Source organism: Edaphobacter dinghuensis (genome assembly GCF_014640335.1).
Lineage (GTDB): Bacteria > Acidobacteriota > Terriglobia > Terriglobales > Acidobacteriaceae > Edaphobacter > Edaphobacter dinghuensis.
Genome location: NZ_BMGT01000001.1, coordinates 198,325 through 211,571 on the forward strand (window position 1 = coordinate 198,325; position 13,247 = coordinate 211,571).

Here is a 13,247-nt window from a genome sequence, read left to right on the forward strand (position 1 = left end):
GGAGGTTACTCAATGGAGTTGAATCAAACAACTGAGGTAGCTGTACAGGTCAGTGCTGCGGAGCGAGCCGAGGAGCAGAAGCTGCTTCGTCGCTTGCAGATGATGATGAATATGACGATGCAGGTCATCGCGCAGGATGAGTCGCTGACCATCGATGAGGCAGCGCAGATGATCGGCGACAGCAGGAAGGCAGCGCTAGCAATGTTTCCGGGCAAAGAGCTGGCCTATGACCTGATCTGGAAGCCGCGATTTCAGCGGCTGATGCGAGAGCGGTTTCGCATCATGTAACTTCTACTGATACCTATCGGGCACTCGAGAATATGCAGATACGGTTGGCTGTGCACGAGGATGTAGCAGCAGTGATTGATTTGTTGCGGCGCGTCGTGCCATCGATGCGAGCAGCAGGAAACCTGCAGTGGGATGAAAACTATCCCACTGCGGCGATATTTGAGCATGACGTTGATCAGAGACAGCTCTGGGTAGCTGAGACCGAGGGCACCCTTGCAGGGATGATTGCGGTGACGACCGGCCAGGACCCGGAGTATGGGCACGCGGGCTGGAATGTCGAAGAGGATGGGGTGATGGTGCATCGGTTGGCAGTCGATCCGGCATTTCGCGGAGCAGGCGTAGCGACAGCCTTAATGAGACAAGCAGAAGAGGTAGCGGCAGAGCGCGGCATCCCTGCGGTGCGCACCGATACGAGCATCGAGAACGAGGCCGCACAGCGATTGTTCCTCAGGCTGGGATATAGCAAGACCGGCGAGATCAGTCTGTCCTTCCGTCCCGGACTGCGCGTTGTCTGCTACGAAAAACGATTGCGCTGAGCGTCGATTTCTCTCGATGTAAATGGTTACATTACAATTGGCGCGACGGTTCAGGAGATCTCTGGCCGTTCCGTTCTCCTGCTCTTTTGCGCATCTTGCGAGTAGGAATGGACATCTTCGCAAAATTGAAAGGGAGACAGGATGAAAATGCTGCGTTGGGTTTGGATTTGTTCGCTGCTGATGGTTGTGCTGCTCGCACCTGCCGCCGGGCACGCGCTGGAGAATGGATTGGCTCGGACTCCGCCGATGGGTTGGAACAGCTGGAACAAGTATGCGTGCAAGGGCATCAATGAAGGCGTCGTTCGCGAGACTGCGGATGCAATGGCCAGCAACGGGATGAAGGATGCCGGGTATCAGTACGTCATCATCGACGACTGCTGGCAGACGGGTCGCGACGCCGAAGGCAACATCGTCGTGGACAAGGAGAAGTTTCCCAATGGCATTAAGGCTGTGGCAGACTATGTCCACTCAAAAGGCTTGAAGTTCGGAATCTATACCGACGCAGGCACGGAGACCTGCGGCGGCCGCCCCGGCAGCCTCGGCCACGAGTATCAGGATGCGCGCCAGTATGCCGAATGGGGTGTGGACTACCTGAAGGAAGATTGGTGCCACACCGTACCGGGGCAGAACAGCGAGGCATCCTATACGGTGATGCGTGATGCACTGAAGGCTTCGGGCAGGCCGATCCTCTTCAGTATCTGCGAGTGGGGGTCGACGAAACCGTGGCTGTGGGCTGGGCCGATTGGCAATATGTGGCGGGCTACCGGCGATATTCAGGATTGCTGGGACTGCAAGAAGAGCTGGGGCGGCAATGGTGTGACGCAGATTCTGGACCTGATGGATGGAATCGAGAGCTACGCGGGGCCGGGCCACTGGAACGATCCGGACATGCTCGAGGTAGGTAACGGCGGAATGACCACGACGGAAAATCGCGCGCACTTCAGCATGTGGGCGCTATTTTCGGCTCCCCTGCTGGCTGGCAATGACATTGAGCACATGTCCGCCGACACGAAGGAGATTCTGCTGAACAAAGAGGTCATCGCGATTGATCAGGATGCTCTGGGTCAGCAGGGACGCAGAGTGAAGAAGGATGGCGATCTCGAGATCTGGTCTAAGCAACTAGCCGATGGCGGTCGCGCTGTCGCGCTGCTCAATCGCAGTGCTGCGGCGGCCAATATCTCGGTGAAGTGGACGGACATTGGCTATCCTAATACGCTAAGCGCTTCGGTACGCGATCTCTGGGCTAAGAAGGACGTGGGACAAAAGACCGGCGGTTACTCGGCTGAAGTTCCCAGCCACGGCGTTGTCATGATCAAGGTGATGCCATAACAGTTAGCGGCATCTTTAGAGCAAAGCAAAAGGGTTGCCGTCTGCGATGAAGCGGGCGGCAACCCTTTTTACGTTGATCGGTTATGAGCCTGCCGATACCGAAGGACCGGCAGGCTGAGTTTTAGAACTCGATGCGCGCGGTCAACTGGGCATCGCGTGAGGTATTGGCCTGAGTGCTGACAGTACCGAAGGTGGAGCTGCCGAACTGGGTTCCAATACCACCGAACTGCGTGTGGTTGGTGACGTTGTACAGATCGCCTTCCAACATCACGTGAGCCCCCTCGAAGCCCAGACCGAAGGTGCGGCGGAGGCTGATGTCCACGTTATAGTTGCCGGGACCGTAGAGGTTATACGGAGCGGTACGAGGCGAGTTGCTGAATACAGGGTTGGCTGTCGTCGAAGGCGTCGTGATGAAAGCAGCCGGGTTGATGAACTGTCTCTTGGCAAGCGTCGTCGTATTTCCGCCATGTCCCCAGTTACCGTTCGGCATCACCGATCCGGAGAAGCCGGGCGCCAGACTCGGCAAGCAGGTTCCGTTGGCGGCATTGGTGCCGCAGGAAGATGCCGTAAGAGTCAAAGGCGAGCCGGAGTACATCTGGACGATGCTGGAGAACTTGAAGTTGCTAAGAAGAGCGCGTGACAGGGTGCTTCCACCGCCGAAGCCGTTCTTGCCCAAGGGAAGGTCCCAGACGCCGGTGAGAACGAAGTGTTGCGGCTGGTTAGAGGTCGATACAGTGCGCTCGATCGAATCGACCTTGTGGAACTTACCATCGCCGGAGAACTGCGCCGGGATATCGTAACCGGAACGGAAGACACCACCATCGTCGATGGCTCTGGACCAGGTGTAGTTCGCCATGAAGGTAAGGCCGTGCGATACGCGCTTGTTGAGCGAGATCTGCAGGCCGTTGTAGTTGGAGTTGCCGATGTTTCCGTACGTGTCGGAGACGCTGTACTGGGGGAACGGCTTGAGCAGAGTCGACAGAGCCTGCTTCGGATCGAACGAGGCGTAGCCGTTTTGCGGCGTAACGCCCTCAGCTTCCATCGCTGCGATATTTGCTGCAGTGGCCTTGTTGCTCAGAATAGCTCCGAGACCCAGGTACTTGGGATCAAGCTGGTTGATCCAGTAACCGCGACCGTTGTTGCCATCAGTAACTTCGAAGTGTCCCTGCGATCCGACGTAGCTCATGGTGAGCGTCAGAGTATCGGTGAAGGAGCGCTGGAAGCCGAAGCTCCAGTTGATGTACTGAGGCGCACGCGCTCCGAGATAAGGATCGCCGTAGCCGACAGACTGAGGCGTCGTGGAAGCATTGCTCAACAAGGTGCTATAACCCGTGCCGAAGCTGGACGAATAGTTCGGCAAAACAGGCGGAGGCGTCAGACCCTGGAATCCGGCATCGAGCTGCTGCGAAGGATCGTAGTTGGTTGCATTGATGTAAGACGTCTTGGGGCTGGCGGAGAAGCCAAGCGTTCCGCTGCCGCTCCTCGAGGTCGCCGATCCGCCGACGCCGTTGCCGTGGGTGTACATCACGCCCCAGCTTCCGCGCCACACCATCTTGGGATCGCTCTGGAAGGCGAAGCCGAGACGCGGGCCGAAGTTCTTGAAGTAGTTATTTACATTTGTGGAACAGTTGCAACCTGCGGCACCGGCGGCAGACCCTGCAAACTCCAGAGCTCCCTTATTGCCGGTAAGCGGGTTGGTCTCTGTCGGATTGAAGAACGAGAGTCTGTCATGCTCTTCCTGGTAGGTCGGGTAGAAGTCATACCGCAGACCGATGTTCAGGGTCAGGCGGGAGTTCACCTTCCAGTCGTCCTGGATATAGGGAGAGATCGGACGGAAGCGCGCTCCGGTCTCGACGATGGCGAGGTTGTCGGTCAGCGACTGGCTATCGACTGCGCCGGCAAGGAAGCTGGCGTAGGCGTAGCCGCCCGTCGTATCGAGCGTCGTCGTTGAATCGGCAAGAGGGCACGGATTCAGATTTTTAACGCTGCAGGTAAAGCCCTGGGTCTCAGACGCCGTATTGGCCAGCGTCAGGGGGCTGGTACCGGTTGCATTAGTCAGGTACTGATACTGCAACCATGCGATCTGGGCGCCGATGGTAAGAGTGTGCTTGCCGAGCATCCACTGAAGGTTGTCGGTTGCGATATAGGCATTGGAGATAGCCGTGTTGGCTACGCTGCCCGCCCAGTTGGTGGGGTTGCTGCCGTTGCCCGAGAAGGTGACGAGCGGAAAAGCATTTGAAGCCTGGCCGGTAGGAAGCCCGGTGATACCGGCTGCTGTTGCGGCAAAATCTCCACCGCTGTTGGGGTTGAAGGTGGGGCCGTTGTAGCGGGCGAAGCCATAGTTGAACTGGTTCACCATCTTGGGAGTGATTGTGTAGTTGTCCTGCAACACCCAGACCGTGGTCTTGGGGGCATATTCCTGTCCGTAGTTGTACGGAGCAAACGGAAGGACGTTTCGGCCAGAGGTGGTCTGAACGGCCGGGCCGGTCGTAGCCTGACGGCCTTTGCCGAAGGTGAGCGACACAGTGTTCTTCGAGTTGACGACCCAGTCCACGCGGTCGGTGGTCATCCAGTTATAGAGACCGTACTTGTAGCCGCCAACGTAGTTGTTGCCGGTGGTGGTGGGCAGGGTGATGTTCTTGGGGAAGAAGCCCTGCAGGTACTGCGCGACCTTGGACTGCTTCGACAGAGGAATGGTGTTGTTCGGATATTGCGTACGGGTGCAGGCGGTACCGGCAGTGTTGCAGACCGTGGAGGTAGGATCGTAGATCTTCAGACCCTGATCGCTGAAGTTTCCGTTGTACTCGGCCTGCGTCGGCACCGTCTGGTACGCAGCCAGAGGACCATGAGCAAAACGGTAGGCATCGTAGTTAAGGAAGAAGAACAGCTTGTCCTTCTTGATCGCGCCGCTCAGCACAGCGCCGTACTCGTTCATGTTCTCGCGAGGCTTTACTGCGTAGCCCTTTGAAGGATCGATCTGCGCGGGAGCAAAAAAGCCCCAGGTGTCGAGAGCGGTGTTGCGGAAGTAATCGTAGACTGAGCCGTGCAGCTTGTTGCCACCGGACTTGGTGGAGTAGTTCTGAACGCCCATGCCTTCGTACATGGCCGAATAGCCCGTGGTCTGCACCTGGAACTGGTCGACCGCATCAACTGAGATCGCCGTCCAGACGAAGCGGGTATCGCCTTCACCAGCGACCGAGGTGAACGGAATGCCGTTGACGTAGACCGCAGAGGCTGCGCCGCGGCTGCCCGAGCCGTTGACGACGCCGGTGTTCGTGGTGGCGTTGCCGTTAGTCTCGTTACCCTGAACACCGGGCATCAGGACGGCAAAGTCAGTGGCGCGACGCTGGTCGGGATTGCCGCCTGCGCCCATCTGAATTGGCAGCGCGGCGTACATCGACTGCTCCATGGTGGCGCCAAGAGTGGCGTTGCTGGTCTCAAGCGCAGGGGGCGCAGCCGAGATGGTGACGCTCTGCGCCTCGGAGCCGACCGACAGCGCAATGTTCACGTTCGAGATCTCGAGGGCGTTGACGTTGACATGCTCCTGCGTCGTGGTCTGAAAACCAGTCGCCGTAACCGCAATCGTGTAGACATCAGGATCGAGCGGGGAGATATCGTAGTCTCCCGAGGAGGTCGTAGTGCGGGTAACCTTAGTGCCCTTGGTGGTCGAGGTGACAACCACGGTAGCTCCGGGAACAACTGCGCCGGAAGGATCGGTGACGATTCCTTTGATCTCTCCCTTACCGGAGAGCTGGGCGCGGAGCGGCAGAGTGCAACATAGAACGACCGCGGCGATGAGCGCAAGCAGGAAGCAGACCGGACGCTTTCCTGAAGACACCGAGTGTAGTTGAGGGTGGATATTGCTGGACGTCATCTATACCTCACAAAGTTTAAAAACAGAAAACGTTATCGTGACGTACCCCTTGAGATACGCCTTTATCGATTATTGACCTAAAAGGTCAGACCACATTGGGCCGAAAGCAAGCTTCTACCTTCGAACCATCGTCTGTCAAGAGTTATTTTTATTGGTTTTGTAACGAAATGTCACAAATGAAATAGGAAAAACGCGTTATAAAGCGCCCCTGCCGCCGCTTTACTTCCAAATCAACGGCGGTAGGGACAAAGTTTGATACAAATTTTCACTGGTTGTACCTTGCAGGTCACTTTTTCTTTCAAAGTGGCCTGCAACAGAGGAAAACGCTATTTGGCGGGCTGGGCTTCGAGCCACTGGCGGAGGCTCGGTTCCTGGGCGGCACGGAACTGAATGCAGGCGTTGATGCTGTCGATCGACTTGGCAAGGGTGCGTGCCGAGGCATCGACGGGGTGGGTGGCGAAGAAGCTGGTGACCTGATCGCGGTCTTCGGCGGTGCAGAACGAGCCAGCGGCAGCGACGACACGAACGCCCGAGTTGGTGGTGAACTGGGCGTGCACCCTGTCCCAATGCTTCTGGATGTACTCCCAGGCCTGCGCCTGGGTAGCACGTTGCTTCAGCAGGATGGCCAGAATGCGCCAGCTATCCTGATTGCGAACCTCACCCGAGGTCGCATAGTCGAGCGTTCGAGCCACGAGGCTGGGGTCGAGGAAGCGCGCGAGCGTCTGGATGGCATCGGACTGGAGCCCGGGATCGCTGGGGTCCTTGCTGGCGGCAAGCACTTTATCGTAGAAAGCAGCGTCGTCGTTGCTGGCGGCGATGACGACGGCCGCATCACTCAGGGCAGGATCAAGGTTTTTGTCCTTCTTGCGGCCGAAGCTGCGGTCTGCGATCTCCCTGGCCTGAGTAACGATGGCTGGATCGTTGGCGGCTCCGAGAAGCTCAAAGAGGATGGCGCGCGACTGGCTGCGGTCGAAAGAATCGTTCTTCGAGGGCTTACCGAGAGCGGCATAGACTGGGCCGAACTGGCTGCGGAGCGTCGCGTTGAGCTGGTCCAGATCCTTGCCGGTAGCAACCTTCGATTTGATCGTGTAGACCTTGGCCAGCGCAGTATCGAGGACGTCGGCGTTAGGGTCCTGCTTCAGAGCAAGGACGAGATCGAGATAATCAGCAATGGACGAGCGGCCCGAGGGAACGAGCGCCCAGCGGTCGCCGATAAAGTTGATGCGCTCCGTGGGAGTCAGTGCGGTCTCTGCCGCAGCCTCAATCGCCTTATACTGCGACGGCGTGTAAACAGTGCGGAAGTAACCCTTGGCCAGACCATTGGCATAAAAGAATGGGCTGCCCTGCGCGGTAGAGACAGTGGCTTCGGCAGGAGCAAGCAGGCTGCAGGCAGGCTTGCCGCTGGTCTTGAGGCACACAGGTAGCGTCCATTGCTGGCTGGTCTGATCCGCAGAGGTCGGCGTAAGGAAGAAGCGGCTCTGGGCTACTGGTACTCCAGAGGCCGAAGCGTCAGAGAAGGTAAGCAGCGGCACACCGGGCTGCTCGACGAAGCTGGACATGATCTTGTCGACGGGCAGATGGCTGGTTGCGGTCTGCGCGTTCCAGAAGTCCTCAGCAGTAGCGTTGGCATAGAGGTGAGCAGCGAGATAGTTGTGTACCCCTTGGCGGAAGGTCTCTTCGCCGACATAGTTCTCGACCATATTAAGAACAGCGCCGGCCTTGCCGTAGGCGATGCCGTCGAACATCTCGTTGATCTGTGCCGGCGTGTCGGCCTTGGCGCGAATGGTGCGGGTGGTAGCCTGCGAGTCGTAGTTGAGCGTGGTATCCAGTTCCTGCGCCTCATCCTGAGGAATATTCCACTCCGGGTGCCATGCTGCGACCGGCTTGTGCTCCATCCATGTGGCAAAGCCTTCGTTGAGCCAGATATTGTCCCACCACTGCATCGTAACCATGTCGCCAAACCATTGGTGGGCCATCTCGTGCGCAACCACGGCGGCTACATTCTTTTTCTCCGGGATGCTGGCGGTCTTGCTGTCGATCAGCAGGTCGGTCTCGCGATAGGTAATGCAGCCGAAGTTCTCCATCGCTCCGGCCTCGAAGTCGGGAAGCGCAACCATGTCGAGCTTAGGCATGGGGTATTTAATGCCGAAGTAAGTGTCGTAATAGTGCAGAACGAACTCGGCTGACTTGACGGCAAACTGAGTGAGCTTGACCTTGTCGGGCGTGGAGCAGGCGCGGATAGGCACACCGTCGCTGCTGCCCTTGGTGCACTGAAAGTCGCCTACGAGAAAGGCCACGAGATAGGTGGACATGCGCGGTGTCGTGGCGAACTTGATGGTGTGCTTCTCATCCGGCGCCGGAGTGTCGGAGACGATGTTGGTGTTGGAGATGACGGTGTCGCCACGGTCAACGGTAAGAGCAATGTCGAAGGTTGCCTTCAGCGCAGGCTCGTCGAAGCTGGGGAAAGCGCGGCGCGCATCGGTCGGCTCAAACTGAGTCACAGCGTAATTGCGCCGTGCCGTCTTCGAAAGGTAGAAGCCGCGAAGCTTGTCGTTGAGAATGCCGGTGTAGCGAATATCGAGGGTGACCTTGCCCGAGAGATGTTGCGCAAAGGTAAAGGTAGCCTGCTCTTTATCGGGATCAAGCGAGACCTGCGCGGTCTGTGCACCGGCGGTGACAGACAGGAATTTAATCTCGGCGGCGTTGAGCGTGATGGTCGTACTAGGCTGATCGAGCGTAACGTCGATGCTCTCAGTGCCTGCGAAGGTCGCGGCCTTGAGGTCAGGAGTGAGCGCCAATGTGTAGTGCTCGGGATGGACGCCGGAGGGGAGGCGCTGGGCCAAAGCCGCGAGAGGAAAAAAACAGGAGACAAGCAGGAGGGTCGAGGAGAGAAGATTCTTTGTAATCGGCATGTGTTCTGATTAAACGGTACATGTTCAACCTGCTTGAGACAAACGCTGCACCGGCATGGCGGCGTCTAAATTCGCATGTTTCACGATCGTCGACATGCGGGCGAGTTACTGGCGGGTTTGCTGGCCGATTACCGGAGCCAAGCTCAGACTGTGGTCCTGGCCTTGCCTCGAGGCGGCGTCCCGGTAGCTCGCGCTGTGGCCGATGCGCTTGCTCTGCCGCTGGACCTCTTGCTTGTTCACAAGATCGGCGCTCTCACGGAGCCTGAGCTCGCTATAGGAGCAGTCGCAGCAGATGGAACGATAGTGCTGGACGAGCGGGCGATTGCTGCCATGCGCATCCCCGAAGGTCTGTTGAAGGCCACAATCGATCGCGAACAGACGGAACTTGCTCGCCGGAGTCATCTCTATCGCGGTGACCAACCAGCACTAACCTTGGAGGGACAAACGGCCATTCTCATCGACGATGGATTGGCCACCGGCTACACCATGCTCGCCGCCGTCGGGGCTGCGCATAGGTTAGGAGCAAGCCGTATCGTGGTCGCTATCCCGGTCGCCCTGCAATCGACAATTGATCGATTACGCCGTGAAGCCGATGCAGTGGTGTGCGTCGATGTGCCGCGGCGACTTAATGCTGTGGGGCAGTTTTACGAAGACTTCCGGCAGGTCAACGATCAGGCGGTCTGTGCCGCGCTGACGCGACAGACCAACTGACCTCAGTGCTTGATAGAAGCGGCGCGTTCGGAGTGGTTGGAGATGTCGGCGGCACGGGCCTCGGCGTAGGCCGCGGCTCCAAGCAGAGCACAGGTGTCGTCGAGGATAATGCGCACCGGAATGGCCTGGAGCAGTGGCGAGAGGCGGCCCTTGTCGAGGAAGGCCTGAATGAAGTCGCCGTTCTCAAGCGTCTGGATAATCTTGGGCGCGATGCCCCCGCCGAGATAGATGCCACCCATGGCCAGCACCTTGAGGGCAATGTTTCCCGCCTCGGCGCCATAAATCGCGCTGAAGGTCCGCATCGTCTCGAAGCAGATGGAACTGGAGCCGTCCTGAGCACATTGGCCAATTACAGCGTTGGGGTCTTCGGCGGCGAGGCGGTCGCGAAGCCACTGCGGCTCCTGTAGCTTTTCAACGTCGCGAAGGTAAGCGTAGATATTGGAGACACCCGGGCCGGAGAGCACACGTTCATAGCTGACATGGCCCTTGAGCGTGCTGCGCAGATATTGCAGAAGCGCCACTTCGCGGTCGTGACGAGGGGCAAAGTCGCAGTGGCCGCCCTCGCTGGCGATGGGGCGATGGTGCTTGCCGTCCCAGATCAGAAGCGCTTCACCGAGGCCTGTTCCAGCCGAGATGAGACCGCGATGACCAACAGCAGCCGTATTGGCGGAGTGCAGAGTGTAGATCTTATCCGGCGTTAGTTCGAGGATGCCGTAGCCGTTGGCCTCAAGATCGTTGATAAGGAAGATGTGCTCGATATCGAGCGACTTCTCCATCTCGTGAACATCGAGCACCCAGGGAAGGTTCGTGAGTTTGAGACGTCCTCCGCGAACCGGGCCGGGGCAACCGAAACATGCGGCGGCGATCTCGTTGCGAGCACCCTGATCCGGGCCGAGAAACTGCTCGACGACGGCGTCGAGCGACGTGAACTTGTGTGCGGGAAACTTCTGGTCGCGGATGGAATGCAACTTACCATCCTGAAAGTCATAAAGCGCGAGATGCACCTTCGTGCCGCCTACGTCGCCCGCAAGGATCATTTATTTAAGCTCCAAAGTACCTGCCGTATTCGAATCGTTTGGTGCTGGTAACTTAGATGCCGCTGCGGAGTCCAGCAGCAACGTAAGCTGGCCGCTGGCAGGACGAATAATCTGCGAGGGGTACGTATCAGGCTGATAAGGCCCAAGCAGAACATCGTGCAGAACCTGCGCCTTGCCTGCTCCCTCTATAAGAAATGCCACTTCCCTCCCCTGATTGATGACCGGCCAGGTAAGCGTGATGCGCCAGGTGTCCTTCTGCGGAACGTGGTTGGCAGTGACGATATCGGTGAGGTCGTTGATCGCTTCGGTGTGGGGAAAGAGCGAAGCGGTGTGGCCATCGTCGCCCATGCCCAACAACACGAGATCAAAGGTAGGAGTCTCCGCGCCTTCGAGCCGGAAGGTATTGCGGATGGTGGACTCGTAACGAGCAGCGGCAACGGCAGGGTCGAGTTCGCCTTCCATGCGATGGATGCGCTCAGGCGCGAGCGGAACCTTCGAGAGCAGCGCCTCGTTGGTCATGCGGTAGTTCGAGTCCGCGTCTGTTGGCGGAACGCAGCGCTCATCGACCCAGTAGAGGTCGAGCTTGGCCCAGGGAACCTGCTTGAAAAAGGGCTGAGCGGGATCGGCGAGCAGAGCAAACATCGCCTTGGGCGTCGTGCCACCTGAGATTGCGATGCGAGCGCGGCCACGAGCCTGAACAGCTGCGACAGCCGCATCGGCGAAGAGCTTGGCAGCGGCCTGAGCTACAGCAGCAGGAGTGGGAGAGATGCGGTAGGTGACGGTGATTGGTCGCGGCATCCGGTTTCGCCTCTTATCAAAATGATTCGGACGGCCTTAGATGACGAGGTTAAACTATTCCCCAACAACTAGAGCTGCCTACTTGATATTAAGTTGATGGCGGAACCGAAGCCCCGCCATCAACGAAGAAAAATTCAGCTCACGAAGCTGAGTTTAGAGTTTGCGCCACTTGCGGCCCTCGACTTCGAGCAGCGCATCGGCGGCGGTGGGCCCCCAGGTTCCGGCGGCGTAGTTGGGAAAGTCCTTGACCGGCTTCTCCCGCCACACTTCGAGAATGGGGGTGATCAGCGCCCAGGTGGCTTCCACTCCGTCGCGATGAGCGAACAGCGTACCGTCACCAAGCATGGCATCGAGCAGCAGACGCTCGTAACCGTTGGCCGAGGACTTGCCAAACGACTCGGCGTAGCTGAAGTCCATGTTGACAGGGCTGATGTTCATGCCCTGGCCCGGAACCTTCGCGCCGAAGCGGAGCGTGATGCCCTCGTCAGGCTGAATACGCATGGAGATGATGTTCGGCTCCACGTTGCCCTTGCTGCCGTCCTTGCCCTTGAAGAGCAACAGCGGTGGCTGCTTGAACTGGACGGTGATCTCAGTAACGCGCTTGGCGAGACGCTTGCCTGCACGGATGTAGAAAGGAACGCCGGCCCAGCGCCAGTTCTCGATCTCCAGCCGAAGCGCCGCATAGGTCTCGGTCTGCGAGCGAGGATGAACGCGATCTTCCTGGCGGTAGCCGATGACAGGCTTGCCGTCGACGGTGCCCGGGCCATACTGGCCACGAACGGTGTCCGCCGGGTGAATTGGCTGAATCGCGCGCCAGACCTTCACTTTTTCGGCACGAACAGCAGATGCCTCAAACGAGACAGGCGGCTCCATGGTGACGAAGCTGAGCAGCTCCATCACGTGGTTCTGCACGACGTCGCGAAGCGCTCCAGCAGTCTCATAGAAAGGTCCGCGACCCTCGATGCCGATGGACTCGGCAGCGGTGATCTCGACGTGATCGATGTAGTTGCGGTTCCAGACGTTCTCGAAGATGCCGTTGGCGAAACGGAAGACGAGGATGTTCTGCACCGTCTCTTTACCGAGGTAGTGGTCGATGCGGAAGATCTGGTCTTCGTGGAAGACCTTGTTCACTTCATCGTTGAGCGCCTTGGCAGACTCGAGGTCGTGGCCAAAGGGCTTCTCGATGATGGTGCGGACCCAATTCTTCTTGCCATCAACTCCGCCGTCTTCGCAGGGCTTGGACATGCCGTGCTGACCGAGGTAGTTGATGATGTCGGAGAAGTACTCGGGCGCCGTGGCGAGATAGAAGAGGCGGTTGCCGCAGGTGCCGAACTTCTTGTCGATCTTCGAAAGAAGCTTGTTAAGCGAGTCATAACCCGAGGCATCGTCAAAGTTCATCGCGTGGTACTGGATCTTCTCGATGAACGGAGCCAGCTTGGGATCGGACTCCTCAACACCGCCGCCGGCGATGATGCCTTCCTTCATGTCCGCAGCAAAGGAGTCCTCGAGCGGCCGACGAGCAACGCCAACGACCGCGAAGTCCTTGGGAAGCAGGTTGGCCTGTTCGAGGTGATAGAGCGCAGGCAGCAGTTTGCGCTTGGTAAGGTCACCCGATGCGCCGAAGATCACGACGACGCATGGGTCCGGCGTGCGCTCGGGCTGCTGGTTCACCGGAGCGACGGCAGCAGGTGTGATGTGTGGTTCAGTAGGCATATCAATTACCTCTCGTACTTGGTTAGTGCTTGTGGATGGCTTCGATCTC

The 13,247-nt window shown here is 58.4% G+C and carries 9 protein-coding genes; 4 read left to right on the plus strand and 5 right to left on the minus strand.

Annotated features, from left to right (window positions below):
• Nucleotides 1–12 precede the first annotated feature (12 nt).
• The 3 genes from IEW09_RS00700 (at nt 13) to IEW09_RS00710 (ending at nt 2,153) form a co-directional block, all read left to right on the plus strand.
• Nucleotides 13–288, plus strand: coding sequence for a hypothetical protein (locus IEW09_RS00700; RefSeq protein ID WP_188552256.1), 276 nt, complete (start codon nt 13–15; stop codon nt 286–288).
• Nucleotides 289–320: 32 nt separating this feature from the next.
• Nucleotides 321–824 (plus strand): GNAT family N-acetyltransferase, encoded by a 504-nt coding sequence (locus IEW09_RS00705; protein WP_188552257.1) that lies wholly within the window; start codon nt 321–323, stop codon nt 822–824.
• 141 nt (nt 825–965) lie between these two features.
• Nucleotides 966–2,153 (plus strand): glycoside hydrolase family 27 protein, encoded by a 1,188-nt coding sequence (locus IEW09_RS00710; protein ID WP_188552258.1) that lies wholly within the window; start codon nt 966–968, stop codon nt 2,151–2,153.
• Nucleotides 2,154–2,274: 121 nt separating this feature from the next.
• On the opposite strand, the gene IEW09_RS00715 is transcribed toward IEW09_RS00710, so the two are convergent.
• Nucleotides 2,275–5,991, minus strand: coding sequence for a TonB-dependent receptor (locus IEW09_RS00715; protein ID WP_188552259.1), 3,717 nt, complete (start codon nt 5,989–5,991; stop codon nt 2,275–2,277).
• A 362-nt stretch (nt 5,992–6,353) separates the two neighbouring features.
• On the minus strand, nt 6,354–8,939 hold the full coding sequence (locus IEW09_RS00720) for a M1 family metallopeptidase (RefSeq protein ID WP_188552260.1): 2,586 nt from the start codon (nt 8,937–8,939) through the stop codon (nt 6,354–6,356).
• A 75-nt stretch (nt 8,940–9,014) separates the two neighbouring features.
• Between IEW09_RS00720 and IEW09_RS00725 the strand changes: the two genes are divergently transcribed.
• Nucleotides 9,015–9,650, plus strand: coding sequence for a phosphoribosyltransferase (locus IEW09_RS00725; RefSeq protein WP_188552261.1), 636 nt, complete (start codon nt 9,015–9,017; stop codon nt 9,648–9,650).
• A 2-nt stretch (nt 9,651–9,652) separates the two neighbouring features.
• Here IEW09_RS00725 and glk read toward each other — a convergent pair whose 3' ends face one another.
• The 3 genes from glk to zwf form a co-directional block, all read right to left on the minus strand.
• Entirely contained in the window at nt 9,653–10,687 is a 1,035-nt protein-coding gene (gene glk / locus IEW09_RS00730; RefSeq protein ID WP_188552262.1) for a glucokinase, read from the minus strand.
• Nucleotides 10,688–11,485, minus strand: coding sequence for a 6-phosphogluconolactonase (gene pgl, locus IEW09_RS00735; RefSeq protein ID WP_188552263.1), 798 nt, complete (start codon nt 11,483–11,485; stop codon nt 10,688–10,690).
• A 153-nt stretch (nt 11,486–11,638) separates the two neighbouring features.
• Nucleotides 11,639–13,198 carry a glucose-6-phosphate dehydrogenase gene (zwf, locus tag IEW09_RS00740; RefSeq protein WP_188552264.1) on the minus strand — a complete coding sequence of 520 codons (1,560 nt, stop codon included), beginning with the start codon at nt 13,196–13,198 and terminating at the stop codon, nt 11,639–11,641.
• Between the last annotated feature and the right edge of the window lie 49 nt (nt 13,199–13,247).

Coding starts and splice junctions, on each gene's coding strand:
- IEW09_RS00720 (WP_188552260.1), bottom strand. CDS start 8,939: ATGCCGATTACAAAGAATCTTCTCTCCTCGACCCTCCTGCTTGTCTCC.
- zwf (WP_188552264.1), bottom strand. CDS start 13,198: ATGCCTACTGAACCACACATCACACCTGCTGCCGTCGCTCCGGTGAAC.
- IEW09_RS00700 (WP_188552256.1), top strand. CDS start 13: ATGGAGTTGAATCAAACAACTGAGGTAGCTGTACAGGTCAGTGCTGCG.
- IEW09_RS00725 (WP_188552261.1), top strand. CDS start 9,015: ATGTTTCACGATCGTCGACATGCGGGCGAGTTACTGGCGGGTTTGCTG.
- glk (WP_188552262.1), bottom strand. CDS start 10,687: ATGATCCTTGCGGGCGACGTAGGCGGCACGAAGGTGCATCTCGCGCTT.
- IEW09_RS00705 (WP_188552257.1), top strand. CDS start 321: ATGCAGATACGGTTGGCTGTGCACGAGGATGTAGCAGCAGTGATTGAT.
- IEW09_RS00710 (WP_188552258.1), top strand. CDS start 966: ATGAAAATGCTGCGTTGGGTTTGGATTTGTTCGCTGCTGATGGTTGTG.
- pgl (WP_188552263.1), bottom strand. CDS start 11,485: ATGCCGCGACCAATCACCGTCACCTACCGCATCTCTCCCACTCCTGCT.